The 19,695-nt window shown below is 60.4% G+C and carries 18 protein-coding genes and 1 pseudogene; 11 read left to right on the plus strand and 8 right to left on the minus strand.

Annotation, left to right across the window (positions count from 1 at the left end):
• Window positions 1-100: 100 nt before the first annotated feature.
• The 6 genes and pseudogenes from PSH66_RS00400 to PSH66_RS00425 all read left to right on the plus strand — a co-directional run bounded on the left by PSH66_RS00400 (window position 101) and on the right by PSH66_RS00425 (window position 5,643).
• Window positions 101-311: pseudogene (locus PSH66_RS00400) on the plus strand (cytochrome).
• Between the two features lie 33 nt (window positions 312-344).
• Complete coding sequence (locus tag PSH66_RS00405; protein ID WP_003170791.1) at window positions 345-956, plus strand: cytochrome c4; 612 nt, start codon at window positions 345-347, stop codon at window positions 954-956.
• Window positions 957-1,124: 168 nt separating this feature from the next.
• Window positions 1,125-1,760, plus strand: coding sequence for a thiol:disulfide interchange protein DsbA (dsbA, locus tag PSH66_RS00410; protein ID WP_078826720.1), 636 nt, complete (start codon window positions 1,125-1,127; stop codon window positions 1,758-1,760).
• Between the two features lie 10 nt (window positions 1,761-1,770).
• The gene (locus PSH66_RS00415; RefSeq protein WP_003170793.1) at window positions 1,771-2,649 is read left to right on the plus strand and encodes an endonuclease/exonuclease/phosphatase family protein; all 879 of its coding nucleotides are present in this window, start codon (window positions 1,771-1,773) and stop codon (window positions 2,647-2,649) included.
• Complete coding sequence (locus PSH66_RS00420) at window positions 2,646-4,709, plus strand: GGDEF domain-containing protein (RefSeq protein ID WP_141062756.1); 2,064 nt, start codon at window positions 2,646-2,648, stop codon at window positions 4,707-4,709. Before PSH66_RS00415 ends, PSH66_RS00420 begins: the two co-directional genes overlap by 4 nt.
• Before the next feature lie 88 nt (window positions 4,710-4,797).
• The gene (locus PSH66_RS00425; RefSeq protein ID WP_003170796.1) at window positions 4,798-5,643 is read left to right on the plus strand and encodes an N-acetylmuramoyl-L-alanine amidase; all 846 of its coding nucleotides are present in this window, start codon (window positions 4,798-4,800) and stop codon (window positions 5,641-5,643) included.
• On the opposite strand, the gene PSH66_RS00430 is transcribed toward PSH66_RS00425, so the two are convergent.
• Both PSH66_RS00430 and algB read right to left on the minus strand, forming a co-directional pair.
• On the minus strand, window positions 5,622-7,409 hold the full coding sequence (locus PSH66_RS00430; RefSeq protein ID WP_003170797.1) for an ATP-binding protein: 1,788 nt from the start codon (window positions 7,407-7,409) through the stop codon (window positions 5,622-5,624). The genes PSH66_RS00425 and PSH66_RS00430 overlap by 22 nt on opposite strands.
• Before the next feature lie 10 nt (window positions 7,410-7,419).
• Complete coding sequence (algB, locus tag PSH66_RS00435) at window positions 7,420-8,766, minus strand: sigma-54-dependent response regulator transcription factor AlgB (protein ID WP_078826724.1); 1,347 nt, start codon at window positions 8,764-8,766, stop codon at window positions 7,420-7,422.
• A 388-nt stretch (window positions 8,767-9,154) separates the two neighbouring features.
• On the opposite strand from algB, the gene PSH66_RS00440 reads away from it, so the two are divergent.
• From PSH66_RS00440 to PSH66_RS00460, 5 genes are all read left to right on the plus strand, one after another.
• Window positions 9,155-9,454: a hypothetical protein gene (locus PSH66_RS00440; RefSeq protein WP_003170799.1), complete on the plus strand. Its 300-nt coding sequence runs from the start codon at window positions 9,155-9,157 to the stop codon at window positions 9,452-9,454.
• Between the two features lie 80 nt (window positions 9,455-9,534).
• Window positions 9,535-9,699, plus strand: a complete 165-nt coding sequence (locus PSH66_RS00445) for a DUF1328 domain-containing protein (RefSeq protein WP_003170804.1) — start codon at window positions 9,535-9,537, stop codon at window positions 9,697-9,699.
• Window positions 9,700-9,701: 2 nt separating this feature from the next.
• A complete protein-coding gene (locus PSH66_RS00450) occupies window positions 9,702-10,169 on the plus strand; it encodes an inhibitor of vertebrate lysozyme family protein (RefSeq protein WP_305428164.1) in 468 nt (155 codons plus the stop codon).
• A 730-nt stretch (window positions 10,170-10,899) separates the two neighbouring features.
• A complete protein-coding gene (gene gltP / locus PSH66_RS00455) occupies window positions 10,900-12,231 on the plus strand; it encodes a glutamate/aspartate:proton symporter GltP (RefSeq protein ID WP_305428165.1) in 1,332 nt (443 codons plus the stop codon).
• A 98-nt stretch (window positions 12,232-12,329) separates the two neighbouring features.
• Entirely contained in the window at window positions 12,330-13,559 is a 1,230-nt protein-coding gene (locus PSH66_RS00460; RefSeq protein WP_141062753.1) for a nucleoside recognition domain-containing protein, read from the plus strand.
• Between the two features lie 41 nt (window positions 13,560-13,600).
• Here the strand turns inward: PSH66_RS00460 and PSH66_RS00465 are convergent, their stop codons facing one another.
• The 6 genes from PSH66_RS00465 to PSH66_RS00490 form a co-directional block, all read right to left on the minus strand.
• Window positions 13,601-14,212 carry an ABC-type transport auxiliary lipoprotein family protein gene (locus PSH66_RS00465; RefSeq protein WP_003170813.1) on the minus strand — a complete coding sequence of 204 codons (612 nt, stop codon included), beginning with the start codon at window positions 14,210-14,212 and terminating at the stop codon, window positions 13,601-13,603.
• Window positions 14,209-15,147 (minus strand): MlaD family protein, encoded by a 939-nt coding sequence (locus PSH66_RS00470; RefSeq protein ID WP_003170814.1) that lies wholly within the window; start codon window positions 15,145-15,147, stop codon window positions 14,209-14,211. The genes PSH66_RS00465 and PSH66_RS00470 overlap by 4 nt, the downstream gene beginning before the upstream one ends.
• Before the next feature lies 1 nt (window position 15,148).
• Complete coding sequence (locus PSH66_RS00475; protein WP_305428166.1) at window positions 15,149-15,952, minus strand: ABC transporter ATP-binding protein; 804 nt, start codon at window positions 15,950-15,952, stop codon at window positions 15,149-15,151.
• Entirely contained in the window at window positions 15,949-17,097 is a 1,149-nt protein-coding gene (locus PSH66_RS00480; RefSeq protein WP_003170816.1) for an ABC transporter permease, read from the minus strand. Before PSH66_RS00480 ends, PSH66_RS00475 begins: the two co-directional genes overlap by 4 nt.
• A gap of 55 nt (window positions 17,098-17,152) precedes the next feature.
• Window positions 17,153-18,184, minus strand: coding sequence for a DUF5924 family protein (locus PSH66_RS00485; protein ID WP_003170818.1), 1,032 nt, complete (start codon window positions 18,182-18,184; stop codon window positions 17,153-17,155).
• Between the two features lie 71 nt (window positions 18,185-18,255).
• On the minus strand, window positions 18,256-19,638 hold the full coding sequence (locus PSH66_RS00490) for a pitrilysin family protein (protein WP_305428167.1): 1,383 nt from the start codon (window positions 19,636-19,638) through the stop codon (window positions 18,256-18,258).
• Window positions 19,639-19,695: the final 57 nt, after the last annotated feature.

Genomic DNA, 19,695 nt, shown 5'->3' on the forward strand with positions numbered 1-19,695 from the left:
CCCAGCGAAGGATGAGGTTCACGAGAGCGATAGACCTTTATTGCGCATTAGAACGCAAAACGCTCTCAAACCCTGAAAAGGTCGATGTATGACCTGATGGTTGTGCGCTTTTGGTGTCCTGATCCCGCTTTTTGGCGCTCAGGCTACACAGGATCCAGGAGTGCTGTACAACCGAGTTTGCTTAGGTCGCGCTGATGCTGCGCGCGCCGCAGGGTTTCAAGGCAATGCCGCCGCGTGGTTTGTGCATGGACTGCAGTACTGAGGATTACCAGGCCATCATTGGGTTGATGGTGAGTAAACCCGGTAGATAACTCTTAAACCCTTAGCCGTAGTTGGATTAGCTGATGAACAAACTGATCGTGAGTCTGCTGTTGACCTTGGGCATCACCGGTGTTGCCCATGCTGCAGGCGACGCTACAGCGGGCCAGGCGAAAGCCGCCGTGTGTGGTGCTTGCCACGGACCGGATGGCAACAGCCCGGCGCCGAACTTTCCCAAGCTGGCCGGCCAGGGTGAGCGTTACCTGACCAAGCAGATGCAGGATATCAAGAGCGGCAAGCGCACGGTGCTGGAAATGACCGGCCTGCTGACCAACCTCAGCGATCAGGACCTGGCGGATATCGCGGCGTATTTTGCCAGCCAGAAAGGCAGCGTGGGAGCTGCCGATCCCAAGCTTGTTGCTCGTGGAGAGAAGCTGTTCCGTGGCGGTGACCTGGACAAGGGCCTTCCCGCCTGTACCGGTTGCCACTCGCCCAATGGCGCGGGCAATGCGGCAGCAGGCTTCCCGCACCTGGGTGGCCAGCACGCTGCATACATCGCCAAACAGCTGACCGAGTTCCGCAAGGAAGAAGCCGGCCGCGCCAACGATGGGGATGCGATGACCATGCGCACCATCGCGCGCAAGCTGAGCGACGAAGACATCGCAGCGGTCTCCAGTTACATCCAGGGTCTGCACTAAGCGCGTGCTACGTTAACGCTCGATTAATCCCGCGATGCAAGCATAAAAAGGGTGGCCTTGGCCGCCCTTTTTTGTGGCCGGTGCCGTTACACTAACGAACTCATGTCCGCGTAGACCTGTCACACCTAAAGGTCGCGTGAGGCGACCTTATTTGTCCAGGAGTAAAGCATGCGTAATCTGATCCTCAGCGCCGCTCTCGTCACTGCCAGCCTTTTCGGCATGACCGCACAAGCTGCCGACGTGCCGCTTGAAGCCGGTAAAACCTACGTTGAATTGGCCAACCCAGTGCCAGTCTCGGTGCCGGGAAAGATCGAAGTGGTGGAGCTGTTCTGGTACGGCTGCCCGCATTGCTACGCGTTTGAACCGACCATCAACCCATGGGTTGAAAAACTGCCCAAAGACGTGAACTTCAAGCGCATCCCCGCGATGTTCGGCGGCCCATGGGATGCCCACGGCCAACTGTTCCTGACCCTGGAAGCCATGGGGGTGGAGCACAAGGTCCACAACGCCGTATTTGACGCAATCCAGAAACAAGGCAAACGCCTGACCAAACCGGACGAAATGGCTGACTTTGTTGCCACTCAAGGTGTCGACAAGGACAAGTTCCTGGCCACCTTCAACTCCTTCGCTATCCAGGGCCAGATCAAGCAGGCCAAGGAGCTGGCGCAGAAGTACGGCGTGCAAGGCGTACCGACCATGATCGTCAACGGCAAGTACCGTTTCGACCTGGGCACCACCGGTGGTCCTGAGCAGACCCTCAATGTGGCTGACCAACTGATCGCCAAAGAACGCGCAGCCAAGTAAGGGGCTCGTTATGCGCCGCTGGGGCACCGAACGTGGGGTTGGCCTGCATGAACCGCGGGTCAATGAGCATCACTTGGAATCCACGGGCCTGCCGGCGGACAGTCGCCTGCGCCTGCTCAGCTTCAATATCCAGGTGGGCAACAGTACCGAGAAGTATCGGCACTACCTCACCCGTGGCTGGCAGCACGTGCTGCCCCACAAGGGGCGTACCAGCAACCTGCAGAAGATTGGCGACCTGTTGAATGACTTCGACCTGGTCGCCCTGCAGGAGGCCGATGGCGGCAGCATGCGTTCCGGCTATATCAACCAGGTTGAACACCTGGCCCAGTTGGGTGCCTTTCCCTACTGGTACCAACAGCTCAATCGCAACCTCGGTCGCCTGGCGCAGCACAGCAATGGTGTGCTCAGTCGCCTGAAGCCGACGGCCATCGAAGATCATCCGTTGCCGGGCCCCAAGGGGCGCGGGGCAATTCTCGTGCGTTTTGGCGAGGGCCCGGAAGCCTTGGTGGTGGTGATGATGCACCTGGCACTCGGGGGACGTACACGCAACCTGCAACTGGCGTACGTGCGTGAGCTGATTGGCAATTACAAGCATCAGGTGCTGATGGGGGACATGAACACCCACGCCACCGATCTGCTGCAGAACTCACCGTTGCGTGACCTTGGGTTACTGGCACCGCAAGTCGAAGCCACGTTTCCCAGCTGGCGCCCGCAACGCTGTCTGGACCATATCCTGCTCAGCCCCACCCTTACTCTCGAAAGTGTGCAGGTACTTGCGCATCCCATCTCCGATCACCTGCCGGTCGCGGTGGAGATTCGTCTGCCGGGTTCGCTTACGGTTGATGCATTGCCCGCGTTGAACCCAGGCACCAGCGGACCCCTTGCATGAGCGACGACGCCCAGCGCTGGAAAGAAAAATACCTGTTAAGTATCGAGCAACAAGAAAAGCTCGAACGGCGCTGGGCCGCTCGCCTCGACCTGCTGCGTCGCGGGTTGGTGCGCAGCACGCTGGCTGCTGAAGGCACAGACCGCGCGGTTGACCAGTGCATGAAGGAAATGCGCGACATCGTCCGCACCGACGACATGGACGCTGCGCTGGCTGCCCTGCTGCCGCGCCTGGAAAAAGCCGTGCTGGATTCGGAGCAGCGCCGCGAAACCAGGATCGACCAGATCAGCACCGCCCTGACCTCACTGGTCACGCAACTGCAAAAACTGCCGCTGCCCCGTGAGGTGGCGCGCCCGCTGAAGACCTTTGCCAAGCAGTTGGACGGTCGCGTCAGTCAGGCGCGCGAAATCCCCCTGTTACTCAGCGAGTTGAGCGGCCTGCAAGGGCAAGCGCTGAATAACCTGGAGCCCGACGCTGAAACCGCACGCACCGGGCCGGGCTTGTTACAACGCTTGTTTGGTACAAAAGACGTCACCCATGAGCCGGCAAGCGATCCGGCGTCCGGTCCGGCACCGCAACCCGTTGCACCCAAGCCTGCCGCTGTGCCGCCGGAACCCGAGCAATCCGAAGAGCTTACCCAAGCCTTGCGGGCCTTCGGACCCCAGGCCGAAGCATCGGTTGCCCCACAGCCTGAACCCACGGCGCCCGTCAAGATTGCCGAGGTCGCCAGCGAAACGTTTGTGTACGAGCCGCCTGTGCAGACGGCCGTAGCCGTGGAGCCTGCGAAAGAAGCAGTAGTCGTTGTCGGGGTCAAGGCGCCCGAGCCGCAGATCGAAGAGCCCACCCCTGAAAGCGCCCTCGCCGCCTTTATCGAAACAGCCGAGGTTTCGGTCGAAACGCCGGATGAAACGGTAATCGGCAGCCTTTCGCTGCCCCCTGTGCTGGAAACCGAGGAGCGCGACCCCGATGAGTTGCAATCGGACGGTACCTATTCCCTGCCGGATTCTCCGGAGCCGTCCTACAGCTCAGTAGCCAAACATATCGAAGACACTTTGATGGGGCTGTTGGAAGAGCTGGCCCTGCCCGAGCGTCATCGACCCCAGGCCGAAGCCATGCGCGAGCGCCTGGCCCATGGCTTGAACTGGTACGAGCTGCTACCGATTCTCGACGACTTGGCGGTGTTGATGCTGGCGGTCACCGACAGCGGCCAGCACGAATTCGAGGCGTACCTCAAACAGCTCAACGAGCGTCTTGAAGCATTCCAGGGCCACTTGCAGGTGGCCAGTGAGGGGCATGCCGACAGCCGTTCCGCTGCGCGGGAACTGGACACGCAGATTCGTGAACAAGTCGATGGCCTGCAAAACAGCGTGCAGGAAGCGGCCGATCTGGACGGTCTCAAGCAGGTACTGGAAAGCCACCTTGAGGGCTTGCTCGGCACCATGGATGAGCACCAGCAGCAACGTGACCAGCGCGAGCAGGAGGTGGCGGCTCGTCTCAAAGGCCTGGCCGAACGGGTAGCCAATATGGAACAGGAAGCTCAGGGTTATCGCGAGCACCTGGAAGTACAGCGCCAAAAAGCCTTGATCGACCCGCTTACCGGTTTGCCCAACCGTGCCGCCTGGAGCGAGCGCCTCGACCAAGAGGTCAATGCCTGGCATCAGCGCGGTAACAGCCTGTCGCTGGCGATGCTCGACCTGGATCATTTCAAGCGTATCAACGACGGTTACGGTCATCTGGCCGGAGACAAGGTGCTGAAGATCATCGCCAACGTACTGAGCAAGCGCCTGCGCCCGACTGACTTTATCGCGCGCTTTGGCGGTGAAGAGTTTGTGTTGTTGATGCCTGACTCACCCTTGGCGGATGCGCTGGCGGTGGGTGAGGTATTGCGCAACGCGATAGAGGCTTGCCCGTTCCACTTCAAAGGTGAGCCGGTGACGATCACGGTATCGATGGGCGTGGCACAGCTTCAGTCGGGTGAGCGCAGTGAGCTGGCGCTCAAGCGAGCGGACGAGGCGTTGTATCGAGCCAAGGCGGCCGGGCGTAACCAGGTTCAGGCGGCGTAAAAGATGTTCCATTTTGTAATTTGACCGCCGGGCCACAAACGGTACGTTACACTGTTGCATTATCGTCTTCAGCGTAACGTCTCCCGCCATGAAATCCTTGTATTTTGCATGTGTATGTTTCCTGCTCGCCGGCTGCGCCAGTGGCCCGCGCCTGGACACCAGCCATCCCTCGGTGAACCACGACAATCGCGTGCAATTCGTGGTCGTCCACTACACCTCCACCAACCTTGAACGCTCCCTGGCCCTGCTGACGCACGGCCAAGTCAGTGCCCATTACCTGATCGGCGATGATGCTGGCGCGACCATCTATAAGCTGGTGGATGAAAGCCAGCGAGCCTGGCATGCCGGAGAGAGCGAGTGGATGGGGCGTACCTGGCTCAACTCCAGCTCTATCGGTATAGAGATCGTAAATCCTGGCTACCGCGATACGCCGACCGGCCGGGTCTGGTACCCCTACTCCGAGGCGCAGGTGAAAGCATTGGTGGTGTTGCTCAAGGACATCAGCAAGCGCAATGGCATCGACCCCCGGAACATCATCGGCCATAGCGATATCGCCCCGCTGCGCAAGCTGGACCCGGGTCCGTTGTTCCCCTGGAAGCGCCTGGCGGATGAAGGACTCGGCGTGTGGCCGAATGCCCAGACGGTCACACGTCTCCAGGCGCAATATGCCGCCGAGCCGCCTAGTGCCAGTTGGTTTCAGGAAGAGTTGGCCCACCTGGGCTACCCGACACCCCAGACCGGCGAGCTGGATGTTGCCACGCGCCATGTGATCGCCGCGTTCCAGATGCGCTTCCGGCCAACGTTGTTCGATGGTGCGCCGGATGCTGAAACGGCTGCGATCCTGCGTGCACTGAACTGTGGCGAGCAAACCTGCTTGCGCCAGGGGACAGAGGCCCCCCAAAAGCCGAGTTCCTACAACGGCAATGCCATGTAGAACTGGGTGCCTTGCCCCGGCCGCGAATACACACCCATGCGGCCGCCGTGCAACTGTACGATCTCCTTGCACAGGGCCAGCCCCAGGCCGGCGCCGCCTTTTTTGCGACCGACCTGGACGAATGGTTCAAAGATGCGACCTTGCTGACCATAGGCGATACCTTCGCCGTTGTCCTCGACGCTGATAATCACACGCTCGCCATGACGGCGCGCCTGCAGCCGGATCTGCCCACCGTCTGCGGTGTGGCGCAAGGCATTGCCCAGCAAATTGTCGAGCACTCGCTCCAGCTGCGCCTGGTCGGCGTACAGTCGGGGCAGATCGTCCTGGGCTTCCACCAACAGTTCGATGTTCTGCGCTTTGGCCGGCTCCACAAAGCGTGCCTGTGCATGTTCGAGCAGGTCGGGGACATCGCACGGGCCCAGGGTCAGTTTCTGTAGGCCGCTCTGGTAGCGCGAGAAGTTGAGCAAGTCGTTGATCAACTGCATCAGGCGCTGCATTTCTTCGTTGACCGTGTCCAGCAGGTCCGCCTCGCGAGACTCGGCAGGAAACTTCGCCCGTTCACGGAACAGTCCGAAGGCCATATGCATGCCGGTTACCGGTGTGCGCAGCTCATGGGAGGCGCGCAGTACAAACTCGCTGCGTACCCGCTCGAACGCTCGCTGTTCGGTCACGTCATGCAGCACCATCACCGCGCCCAGAATATGCCCTTGGGTATGGCTCACCGGTGTCAGGCTGTATGTCAGCAACCGCAGTTCGCCCTCGACCTCCACTTCCAGATCGTCCGGTGCGCGCTCCAGGTTGCCGCCGCGCAGCACCAGCTGCAGTTGCTCATCCAGTTCCGGGCGTACGAGGGCTTCGCCCAGGCCCTGGCCGAGACGTTCCTCGTCCCAGCCTAACTGGCGTTGTGCAACCGGGTTGAGGTGCTCCAGGCGGCCCTGGCGATCAATCATCAACAACCCGTCGTCGATGCTGTCGAGTACCGCCTGCAGGCGCTGCTGACCGGCCAGCAGCTCGTCGATATTGGTTGCCTGATGCTGGCGCAAGGCTTCGGCCATGATGCCGAAACGACGGGTCAACTGGTTCATTTCCGCCGCCGACGAGATCGGCAGCGTCACCTCGAAATCGCCCTGCCCGATCCTGTCCGCCGCCTTGGCCAAGGCTTCGATGGGGCCGCCGAAGCGCCGGGCGATGCCATGGGCGGTGACGAAGCCAATGATGAGCACCGCCAGGCCCACCAACCCCATCAGCCCGGCGATCAATAAGGCTCGGTCGTGGGACTTGCGCTCACTGAGGTTGATGGTTTCCAGTGCGCGCTTGTGTTCGTCGATCAAGCCGTTGCGCAGTACGTTGAATGATTCGGTGAGTCTGTCGTTATTGCTGCTGACCAGTGAAGCGGGCTGTGATTCGTCATAGGCTTTGAGAAAGTTCAGGTAGTCGATTCGAGCCCGTGCGAAGCCACTGGATCTGCCGTCCTGCTGCTCATGGGCTATGCCCTGATTGAGCAAGTCGAAATACTGCTGTTTGGATTCCTCGAATGCGTGAGCGTTGGGGCGCTCTTCAAGCATCAGAATCAATTGGTCACCCAGGCTTTGGCGCAGCTTCAGGCCCAGTTCGAGGGTGACGAAATTGCTGCGAATCAGCGATTCCTGGGTCTTGGCCATCTGCATGACGCTGACCAGGCCCAGGATCAATCCCAGCAGAGCGACGGTGATCAGCGCAGAGATGCTCAGGAACAACCGAGTGCGCAGTGTCATCGCTAACTTCATAAGGTGCAGCTCACAGGTTGTACTGTTTGCGTTTGCGGTACAGGGTCGACGCGTCAATGCCGAGGGTACGAGCCGCTTGGTCCAGTGTGTCGCTGGTGGCCAGGACGGCACCGATATGGGCTTTTTCCAGCTCGTCCAGGCTCAGCGCGGCGCCGATGCGCGGGGCATTGTTGGTCGGCTGTTCGGCCATGCCGAGGTGGCTGATTTCGACCTTTTCCTGCGGGCAAATAATGCTGGCGCGCTCAACCACGTTGCGTAACTCGCGGATATTGCCTGGCCAGCGGTAGTTGAGCAGCGCTTCGCGGGCTTGGTCGCTGAAGCCGCGAGCCGGGCGGGCGTATTCCTTGACGAAGCGCGCCAGGAAACGGTCGGCCAGGGTCAGGATGTCTTCACTGCGTTCGCGCAACGGCGGCAGGTGCAAGGTGATGACGTTGAGACGGTAGAGCAAATCCTCACGGAAGCGGCCATCGCGCACCATGTCTTCGAGGTTCAGGTTGGTGGCCGCGAGAATGCGCACATCGGCGCGACGGGTGACGGGATCGCCCACGCGCTCGTATTCCTTGTCCTGGATGAAACGCAGCAACTTGGGTTGCAGAGTGAGGGGAAAATCGCCGATCTCGTCGAGAAACAGCGTACCGCCATCCGCCTGATTGACGCGGCCCAACGTGCTTTCACTGGCACCGGTAAAGGCGCCACGGCTGTGGCCGAACAGCTCGCTTTCCATCAGCTCAGCGGTCAGCGACGGGCAGTTGATAGTCACGCAGGATTTCTTGGAGCGCTTGCTCCAGCCATGAATCGCCCGGGCGAGTTCACCTTTACCGGTACCGGACTCGCCCAGGATCAGGATGTTGGCGTCGGTGCCGGCCACTTGGCGGGCGGTTTCCAGCACCACCATCATCGCCGGGCTGTGGGAGTCGAGGCCGTCCTTGGGCTGGCGCACGGCGCCTTCCAGTGCTTCCAGGCGTGCGGAGAGTTGGCGTACTTCCAATTGCTTGGCGGTGGCCAGGCGCAATTGATCAGGGCTGCAGGGCTTGACCAGGTAGTCGGCGGCCCCGGCCTGGATCGCGTCCACCGCGGTGTCGACGGCGGAGTGGGCGGTGACGATCACCACGCGCATCCACGGCGCTTGTATGCGCATTTGCGCCAACACATCCAAGCCATTGTCCTCGCCCAGGCGCAGGTCCAGGAAGCACAGGTCGAACACCTGGCGCTGCATCAAGGTATCGGCCTGCGCGGCGCTGTTGGCAGTGGCGACGGTGTAGCCTTCGTCTTCCAGGCAGTAACGGAAGGTGCGCAAGATCGCGGATTCGTCATCCACTAAAAGAATGCGGCCTTGAAGATCCTTGCCTGATTCCATCTGTGCTGCGCTCCTTAACGGTGAGTGATCTTGGTTAGTCCCGGAATAATCGGGCAAGTTGCATGGTTTATTCTGATTGATAAATAACAACATCGTGCAGCTATCTGCATCTCTTCCTACAAAGCCTGGATGATGGCTTTTTCATGCCGTCTTGCCACTTCGGCAACGTCTCCCTTGCTTTCGATCCCCTGAGCCGACCGCTGGCCATCGTGCATTTCGCACGGCCCACAGGGGGGCATCGTGCAGGATGCTGGGGTGTGGCTTAAATGAAATTTGATAACCTATTGATTTTCATGTGTTTTATTTTGAAAAAAAGCTGGCATGCGCTCTGCAATACCTCTCCCAAGAGCATCACGAACGAATAATCAGAATGCGGGAGAACAACAGCATGACTCGCCAAAGCCTCAGCCAATTGCGTGTATCGCCACTGCGCTTGCAACAAGGTCTGTTCGCCAGCCTTGCCCTTATGGTGACGCTGATTGCAGGCCAGCAGTTTCAGCATTGGCAGCAGAGTCAGCAGCAAGCCCCGCAGTTCGAACGTCCGGTGATGACCCAAACCCATTTCAGTTCCATTGGCAGCCGTGCCGTCGGTAGCGTTTCTGCTGATGTGACCGCCCCGCAATTGAGAGTCGTTGACCAGGATTCCACCCTGGATCAGCTGCCCACCCAAGAGCGTTGGGTGTTCTAGGCAAGAAAGCGGCCGCTTGAGTTGAGCGCCCGCACTGCACTACCGCTGTTACCTTTTATAGAAGCATAAGGAGAATCACCATGTTGAGTTGGGCAATCACATTTCTGATCATCGCCATTGTGGCTGCAGTACTGGGCTTCGGTGGTATCGCAGGCACCGCTACGGGTATCGCCAAGATCCTGTTTGTCGTCTTCCTGGTGATGTTCATTGCTTCGTTCTTCTTTGGTCGTCGCGGCCGAGGCTGAATATGACCACTTTGTCTCTCAAAGCCATTGCTGCCGTCTTGCTATTAGGCGGCAGCGGCTTGGCGATGGCCGCCAATGACGGCCAATCGCGAGCCAATGAACTGCTCAGCGCGGACCCGCAATACCGCGAAACCTGGCAAGACGTGGTGAAGAAAGAAGAGCGTCTGCCGGAGTGGGTGATGAACCTGTCGGGTACGGCCGAGCAAATGACGGCCGTGGAAGAAGATGGCGGCAAGTATTTGGTGGGGCCGTTGTGCGAAACCGCAGACACGTGCCTGAACAAACGCCTGATCGTTGCCTTCAGCTTCGACAAGGAAGACGCCTACGCGATGTTGGTAGAGGTCCCGGCCGGACTGCCGAAGGATAAATCGCCAACGCGCCATGCCGATTACCGGTTTATCGGTAAGCCGGATGAAGGCATGCAGAAGTTGCTGATGGAGCAACTGAAGAAAGATCCGAATTGGTACTAGGTGCCGTCTGACGCGTCTGTCGTCTACGGGGCCATCATCCATAGAAAGAAGCACGCTTGCTTCTTTCTGTCTGCGCCGCTCGCCATGGGCGGTGCATGACCAGGGGGCCGGGTTGCTCTGATCAACTGGGATCGGCGTGACCTACGGGCACAGGGAGTGCCTGCGCAAGGGCCGGGTCAGGCGAAAAGCTGCGACGCAAGTTCACAGGCCCACGGTTTGCTGAACTTGCGGCGGGCTTGTCACTCTCGATCTCGCCCTCTTATTCCGCCCTTAGCCGCACAATTCCTTTTTTGCTCGCACCCAACCATTACTTGGTATGTCGGGGTGACCATCTATCGAGAAAGTTTTTACGCCTCTATCGGCCATTTCTGCTGTGCGCCCGCCGAATTCCCTAGCGTTTGCGTCAATGCCGCAAAGAGGTGCAGAACCTCTGGGCGAGCCTGAATTGGCCGGTTCACGGCGTATTCACCGGGCAAAATGTCGCATTTGAACTGACCGATCGGACAGTTATGATGAAAAAAACTCATGCCGATTCGGCATGGGGTAGGCGTTTACGGCATTAGACGGCGCTCCCTGGCATCGGAATAGTTGCGCCTTTTTTCGCCTGCCAGTAAGCCATTTCGGCCACGCTGCGGTGACCTTCCATGGAGGCCGATGCACACACTTTTTCGCTCTCGAGCGTTGCAGCTGGCGCATTTGCCTTAAGTTCACTTGAAGTAAGGGTAATGACATGAAGAAGGCAAAGCTAAGCCTCGCCTGGCAGATCCTCATCGGTTTGGTGCTGGGGATTGCAATTGGTGCAGTGCTTAACCATTTCAGTGCTGAAAAGGCCTGGTGGATCAGCAATGTGCTGCAACCGGCGGGCGATATCTTTATCCGCCTGATCAAGATGATCGTGATCCCGATTGTGATTTCCTCGCTGATCGTCGGTATTGCCGGTGTGGGTGACGCGAAAAAACTCGGCCGCATCGGCGTCAAAACCATCCTTTACTTCGAAATCGTCACGACCATCGCCATTGTGGTCGGCCTGGTGTTGGCCAACGTCTTTCACCCGGGCGCGGGTATCGACATGAGCACCCTGGGCACCGTGGACATTTCCAAGTACCAGGCCACCGCTGCCGAGGTTCAGCATGAACACGCGTTCATCCAGACCATCCTCAACCTGATTCCGTCGAACATCTTCGCCGCCGTGGCCCGTGGCGAAATGCTGCCGATCATCTTCTTCTCGGTGCTGTTCGGCCTGGGCTTGTCGAGCCTCAAGCCTGAACTGCGCGAGCCGCTGGTGACTATGTTCCAGGGCGTGTCCGAGAGCATGTTCAAAGTCACCCACATGATCATGAAATACGCGCCGATCGGCGTATTCGCGCTGATCGCGGTGACCGTGGCCAACTTCGGCTTTGCCTCGCTGTTGCCGCTGGCCAAGCTGGTGATCCTGGTTTACGTCGCCATCTTGTTCTTCGCTTTTGTCGTACTGGGCCTGATCGCACGGCTGTTTGGCTTCTCGATCCTCAAGCTGATCCGCATCTTCAAGGACGAGCTGGTCCTGGCCTACTCCACCGCCAGCTCCGAAACCGTGCTGCCGCGCGTGATCGAGAAGATGGAAAGCTACGGTGCGCCCAAGGCCATTTGCAGCTTCGTGGTACCGACCGGTTACTCGTTCAACCTCGACGGTTCGACCCTGTACCAGAGCATTGCGGCGATCTTTATTGCCCAGCTGTATGGCATCGATCTGTCGATCGGCCAGCAACTGATGCTGGTATTGACGCTGATGGTCACCTCCAAAGGTATTGCCGGTGTGCCGGGCGTTTCCTTCGTGGTGCTGCTGGCTACCCTGGGCAGCGTGGGCATCCCGTTGGAAGGCCTGGCATTCATCGCCGGTGTCGACCGCATCATGGACATGGCGCGTACCGCCCTCAACGTGATCGGCAACGCGCTGGCCGTGCTGGTGATCTCCCGTTGGGAAGGCATGTATGACGATGCCAAGGGCGAGCGCTACTGGAACTCGCTGCCGCACTGGCGCAGCAAGGAAGCCTTGCCGACGGCCCAAGCCACTCGCAGCTGATAGCACGCGGGCACTGAAACAAACCCCGGAGAATTCCGGGGTTTGTCGTTTCTGCCAGCCCCGCTATCATTCGCCCCATCTTTCGGGGGATTTAACTGATGCTCAATGGCCTATGGCTTGGCTTCTTCGTCGTGGCAATGGTGTCAGCACTGGCGCAATGGCTGGTGGGCGGTAACGCCGGGATTTTTGCGGCCATGGTGGAAAGCATTTTTGCCATGGCCAAGTTGTCGGTGGAAGTGATGGTGCTGCTGTTCGGCACGCTTACGTTGTGGCTGGGCTTTTTGCGCATCGCCGAAAAAGCCGGAATTGTCGATTGGCTGGCCAAGGCTCTCGGCCCACTGTTCCGCCGGTTAATGCCGGAAGTGCCCGCCGGCCACCCCGCCATCGGCTTGATCACCCTTAACTTCGCCGCCAACGGCCTGGGCCTGGACAATGCGGCCACGCCCATCGGCCTGAAGGCGATGAAGGCGTTGCAGGAACTCAACCCCCTCCCCAACACCGCCAGTAACGCGCAGATCCTGTTCCTGGTGCTCAACGCGTCTTCATTGACGCTGTTGCCGGTGACCATCTTCATGTACCGCGCCCAGCAAGGGGCCGCCGACCCGACGCTGGTGTTCCTGCCGATCCTGCTGGCCACCAGCGCCTCGACCCTGGTGGGCCTGCTTTCTGTGGCGGTGATGCAGCGCCTGCGCCTGTGGGACCCGGTCGTGCTGGCCTACCTGATTCCCGGCGCGTTGATATTGGGTGGCTTCATGGCGTTGCTGGCGACCTTGTCCGCCACGGCGTTGGCCGGCTTGTCGTCGATCCTCGGTAACCTCACGCTGTTTGGCTTGATCATGCTGTTCCTGGTGATCGGCGCGCTGCGCAAGGTGAAGGTGTACGAGGCGTTTGTCGAAGGTGCCAAAGAAGGTTTCGACGTTGCCAAGAACCTGTTGCCGTACTTGGTGGCGATGCTCTGTGCGGTGGGCGTGTTGCGTGCGTCCGGCGCGTTGGACTTCGGTCTGGAAGGCATTCGCCATGTGGTGGCCTGGACGGGGATGGACACGCGCTTTGTCGATGCGTTGCCGACCGCGATGGTCAAGCCGTTCTCCGGCAGTGCCGCTCGGGCGATGTTGATCGAGACCATGCAGACCCAAGGCGTGGACAGCTTCCCGGCGCTGGTGGCGGCGACGATCCAGGGCAGTACCGAAACCACCTTTTATGTGTTGGCCGTGTACTTCGGTTCGGTGGGCATCCAGCGGGCGCGGCATGCGGTGGGCTGTGCGTTGCTGGCGGAGTTTGCTGGCGTCGTGGCCGCGATTGCGGTGTGCTACTGGTTTTTTGCCTAAGGCTTGGATTGCTATCGGGGGGCTTGCCCCCGAAGAGGCCCTCAGCGTTTCACCGCACCGTTGCCCTGCACCACTACCCAATCCACCACCTGCTTATTCAATTGATCCCCGGCCTGCCCAAAAGCAGCCACCACCGCTGGCACCTTGGTATCTGCCACCGGCTGGCGCACTTCAAATCGCCGGCTGGCCATAATCCGTTGATCGCTCCCTCGCACCAGGCGTGCGTCGAGGCGAATCACCACCTCCACCGCGCTCCCTCGATACTCACTCTGAAACGCCTGCAACTGCCCGCCCAATTCATAGTCGGCCTGCAGGTTGGTCTCGTCGGTACTGAGCAACGTCACCCGGCCATCGCGCTGGAAACCATCGAGCAGGCGGTTACGCAACAACACCGGCGCCGGATCGCTCCAGCGCGAGTTGGCATAGCTGCTGATCAAATCGCCATTGGGCACCACGGCGATGCGTGGGCTATCGAGAAACTCGCTGGTCTGCGGCTTGGTCACGCGCAGCGACCAACTGACCGGCGCACCTTGTGTGGCGGTCTGGGTGGCAGCCAGGCGATACACGTCCGAAGGGTCGGCTTTGGGCAGAATCGAACAGGCGCTGATCAGCGCCAGTGCCACAGGGGCGATCAGTTGATACGCACGCTTCATGGCGTGAACTCCTTGTTCTTGTCGCTGCCCAGCAGGTAACCGCTGGGGTTGGCTTCCAGGCGGCGGGAGATAGCGCGCAGCGAACCGAGGGTTTCGCGCAGTTCACGCACCGCCGGCGCCAGTTCATTGAGGCCTTGCAGGCCGCTGTTCACCGAGTCCTTGTTATCGGTCAACAAGGTGTTGAGGGTCGCAGTGCTGTGTTCCAGGGATTTCATAGCCTGCTCGGCACTGCCGAAAGCCTGTTTGCCTTGATCATTGAGCAAGCCATTGGCATTACGCATCAGCAACGTGGTCTGCTCCAGCGCGGCGCTGGCCTGTTTGCTCACTTGCATCAGTTGCTGCATCACCACCTTGATATCACCGCGTTGGTCGGCGATGGCGCCGGTGGTTTGTTGCAGGTTATCCAGGGTTTTACTGATGCGGTCGACGTTCTCCGAGGAGAACATCGCGTTGGCGTTATGCAGCAGCAGGTTGATGCCGGTCATCAGGTCGTTGCTGTCGTTCAGTAGCCGTGCGATAGGCGACGGCGAGGCGATGATCTGCGGCAGGTTGCCGTCCTTGCCCTTAAGTGCGGGGCTTTGTGGAGTGCCGCCGCTGAGCTGGATGATTGAGGTGCCGGTGATGCCCGTCAGCGCCAGCTTGGCCTGGGTGTCTTCCTTGACCGGCGTTTGCCCTGCCAGGCGGATGCGTGCGAGGACGCGGCGCGGGTCCTTGGGGTCCAGGCTCAGGCTGATCACGTCGCCCACCTTGATCCCGCTGTATTGCACCGAACTGCCCTGGGACAGGCCGCTGACCGCTTCGTTGAAGATCACTTCGTAATCCTGGAAGGCGCTGTCGACGCTGGATTTGGCCAGCCACAGGCCAAACAGCATCGCGCCGACTACCACAATCACGCTGAACAGACCGATCATCACATGATGGGCTCGGGTTTCCATGTCATACCTCGTTGAGCGATTGAGCGGCATCCAATGCCGCGCGGCCACGGGGGCCGTGGAAATATTCGTGAATCCACGCGTCGTCGGTTTCCGAGACGACATCGATGGCACCGGCCACCAACACTTTTTTCTGTGCCAGTACCGCCACGCGGTCGGTGATGGTGTACAGCGTGTCGAGGTCATGGGTGACCAGGAACACGCTCAGGCCTAGCGCGTCACGCAAGGTCAGGATCAGTTGGTCGAATTGCGCCGCGCCAATCGGGTCGAGGCCGGCGGTGGGCTCATCGAGGAACAGGATGTCCGGGTCCAGCGCCAACGCCCGGGCCAGGGCCGCGCGCTTGATCATGCCGCCGGACAGCGACGCCGGGTACTTGTCGGCGGCCGACAGTGGCAACCCGGCCAGGGCCAGCTTGACCGCCGCCAGGTGTTCGGCGTCGCGGCGGCTGAGGCCGGCATGTTCGATCAGCGGCAGCGCGACGTTTTCGGTCACGGTCAGCGAGGAAAACAGTGCGCCCTTCTGAAACAACACGCCAAAGCGCCGCTCCACCAGGGAACGTTCATGTTCTGGCAGGCTCGGCAGGTTGTTGCCGAACACCCGAACTTCGCCTTCGCTGGGCCTACGCAGGCCGACGATGCTGCGCAGCAACACCGATTTGCCGCTGCCAGAGCCGCCGACCACCGCAAGGATCTCGCCCTTGTACAACGACAGGTCGAGATTTTCGTGCACGCTCTGGCTGCCGAAGCGGTTGCACAGACCGCGTACTTCGATCACCGCCTCGGTGGGCGCACGGTGTAAGCGACTCACCAGCTCATCTCCATGAAGAACAGCGCTGCGACCGCGTCCAGCACAATCACCACGAAGATCGATTGCACCACGCTGGAGGTGGTGTGCGCACCGACCGATTCGGCGCTGCCGCTGACCTTGAAACCTTCCAGGCAGCCGATGGCGGCGATCAGGAAGGCAAAGATCGGCGCTTTCACCATGCCCACCAGAAAGTGCTGCACGCCAATGTCCGACTGCAGCAGCGACAGGAACATCGCCGGCGAAATATCCAAGGCCACCGCGCACACCACGCCGCCGCCGACAATCCCCGAGAGCATAGCCAGGAACGTCAGCATCGGCAGCGCCACCAGCAACGCAAGCACGCGGGGCAGCACCAGCAGTTCCATCGGGTCCAGGCCCAGGGTACGGATGGCGTCGATTTCCTCGTTGGCCTTCATTGAGCCGATTTGCGCGGTGAAGGCACTGGCGGTGCGGCCGGCGATGAGGATCGCGGTGAGCAACACACCGAATTCGCGCAGGAACGAGAACGCCACCAGGTCTACGGTAAAAATCGTCGCGCCGAAGCTCTTGAGTACCGTCGCGCCGAGGAAGGCCACCACGGCGCCCACCAGAAAGGTCAACAAGGCCACGATAGGCGCGGCGTCGAGGCCGACTTGTTCCAGGTGCGCGACCATCGGCGTGATGCGCCAACGCTTGGGCCGGAAAATGCCACGGGCGAATGTTTCGAGGATCAGGCCAATAAAGCCGAGCAGTTGTTTGCTGTCCTGCCAGACGGTGTCAACCGCTCGGCCGATGCGCGCCAGCAGTTGCATGCCGGCGGTTTCTTCCGGGGCTTTTTCCGGTACGCAGAAATCATTCAGGGAACGGTAGACCGTCTTGAGCAGTGCACGATCGGCGGCGGACAGGGTGCAGTCGGTCTGCTCGGCAGACTGTTCGATACGGGTCGGCCCCAGCAGCTCTACCAGCAATGAGGCGCCAGCGGTATCCAAGGCGCCGAGGCCATTGAGGTCAATGCGTGCGCCGGCATCGTATTGGCCGTCGAGCTTGTCCGCCAGCTTCTTCAGATTTGCGTAGTGGGCAAGCGTCCAGTCCCCGGTAATCCGCAACAGTGCAGGGACGGAGGACGTATCGAGTTGGGCTGCGCCGGCGGTGGTCCTACTGGTCATAAGCTCCGAGCTTGTATGGGCTATCCACAATTGCTACGTAATAGCACGATCCCGCCTACTGTGGGTTGTCCGTTTGTGCTGCGTCCGAGACTTTAAAACGCAGTACGCCGATCACTTGCCCATCTTCGGTCAGCACCTGAACCTGCCAGCGGCCTACTGCGTCGTTCGGGAAGTTCTGTTTGTGAGTCCAGGCGCGGTAGCCCTCCTTGCGCCCGCCGTGGATATCCAGGGCGATGCGGTCGACCTCTTTGCCGTTGAATTTCCATACATGGTAGATCCGCTCGTCCAGCCCGCGCGGTGCGTTGATCGCGGTGTAGGCGTACAGCCCGCCGCTGCGCAGTTGCGAGGCGCTGACTTCCTTGAGGTCATCGCCTGGCGTGCGGTCCTGCAACTGGGTGCTGATGGCAACTTCGGTCATCCACAGGGTGGCCGGCGGTACCCAGCTGCGCAGGAACCAGCCCGCGCAACCTATGGCGGCCGTCACCCCCAGCAGCATCCCCCAGCCTTTGAGGCTGCGCAGCGGCAGGCTCACCGCCAGGCTCGGGATTGACAGGGCCATGGCGACGCCAAGCGCCAGCTTGTAACTCTCGGCGGTGGTCAGGTGCAGGATGATCGGCAGCGCGGTGAGCAATGCGGCGAACAGGGTCAGGGTGTGCAGCGCCAGGAACAGCGAGCGCTTGGGGGCCAGCCACTTGTAGTACAGCGGGTCGATGATCGATACCAGCGCCGCCGCGCCGAGCAGGCCGGTAAAAATCGACTGGCCGCTGTTCCAGGCGGTGGTGACGAAGAAGAACGGCAGTACAAAGAACAGACTTTCCTGGTGGATCATCTGGGTGGCGTAGCGCAGCAGGGGCTCGGGGATTTCGCGCTTGAACAGCTTGGTAAACAGCTGGGTGAAGCTGTTTTCCAGCATAAGCCACAACCAACTGACCAGCATGATCACCGCGATCCAACTGGCCATGCCCTGCTGGCGATCCACCAGGATGAAGCTGCTCACACCCGAAATGAAACCGCCGAGTGCAATCACCCCTGGGTAGCGCTTCATCAGTTCGAGGATGCGCTGGATTAAGTGGGTCAGGTTGGGCATTCGGCGGTTCGCAGTTTTGTAGGAAAAAATCCAAGACAGAATAGCGCCTTAGCCGGGTGTTCGGTGCCTCATTACGTGATCCGTTTGCGATAAAACCGCACGCCGATCAACACAAGGGCGGCCAGCCCGAGCAGGCCGGCGCCGATCCAGCTCAGGGCATCGTAGCTCAACAGCGGTTTCTCGATGCGCCAGTAGCCTGGTTGCTTGAGGACTTGGCGCATCGCCTCATTGGCTTGTTCCAGTTTGACCGCCTTGATGCGTTTGACCGGATCGCTGAAATGGCCGTTGTCGTAGTCGCCCATGGCGCTCCAGTAATAGTCGGCCAGGGCGCTGTTACCCTGCACGGCCCAGGCCTGGCGCGCAATGGCGGCTTGCTGCAGCCGGGCAAACACCTGCGGGGCGAGGCCGTCCTTGAGCAATTGGGCCTTGAGGTCTTGCAGTACCTGTTCGGCGTTGTCGAGATTTTCCCGTTCAACGTCGGCGTTCAGGCTGAGAAAACCCACACCGCCGAATACTTCGCGCTCGCTCCAGGGGCCGTAGGACAAGCCGTGCCTGAGGCGCAGTTGGCGGTACAGCGCCCAGTCGAAATAGTCCTTGAGCAGGTCGTAGGTTTCGTCATGTTGGTCGTCCAGCACCGGTTCGGGCAGCAACCAGTGCAGTTTGGCGCTGTTGCCCACCCAGCCGTGGATCAATTCGCGATGGCCGGCGGCAGCCTGCTGGATCTGCGGCAGCGGTGCATGCTCGCTGGGCTCGACCGGGTCGAGCTGGCCGTAGGTACGTTCCAGGTAGGCCGGCAGCAGCTTGTCGAGTTCGCCGACGATGATCAGGGTCATGTTGTTGGGGGCGTACCAATCTTTGCGCAGCTTTTGCAGTTGGTCGCGGGTCAGTTGATGGACCTCGGCGCGTTCGGCGCACTTGAGGCCCAGCTCGACGGCCAATTGATTGCTGGCGGTGTGCCCCAGATCCTGGCGGTCGAGCAGGCGTTGCAAATGTGAGTAATGGCCGCCGTCTTCGCGCTCGACCACTTTTTTGGCGGCGTCGATATTCGCATCGGTCAATTCGGTGCGCGTGAGAATCGCCAGCAGCAGGTCGAGCACCTTGCGCTGGTTTTGCGCTGGCGCTTCGATCACGAAGGTGGTGTCGGCGTTGCTGGTGTAGGCGTTCCACTCGCCGCCCAGGGCTTGCATGCGGTCTTCCAGGTCACCTTCGCCGCCGCCATCGATGCCGCTGAACAGCAAGTGTTCAAACAGGTGCGGCAGTTCCTTGTCTGCGCACCTGAAGTCATCCAGGCCCACACCGACCACCAGACGGATCGCCACATGCCCGCGTTCATTGCCCGGTTTGAGCAGCACTTGCAGGCCATTGGGCAGTGTGTAGCCCTCGACCTGCAGGCGATCAAAGGCAAAGGCGTGGGTAGCGCCCATGAGCAGGCAGGCGAATAACAGGCGACGCATAACTGGCTTCCTGGCGAGTGAGGTCAGCCTTAACTGACTTCACGGGCCATCGTACGT

It is taken from the genome of Pseudomonas sp. FP597, assembly GCF_030687435.1.
GTDB lineage: Bacteria > Pseudomonadota > Gammaproteobacteria > Pseudomonadales > Pseudomonadaceae > Aquipseudomonas > Aquipseudomonas lactucae.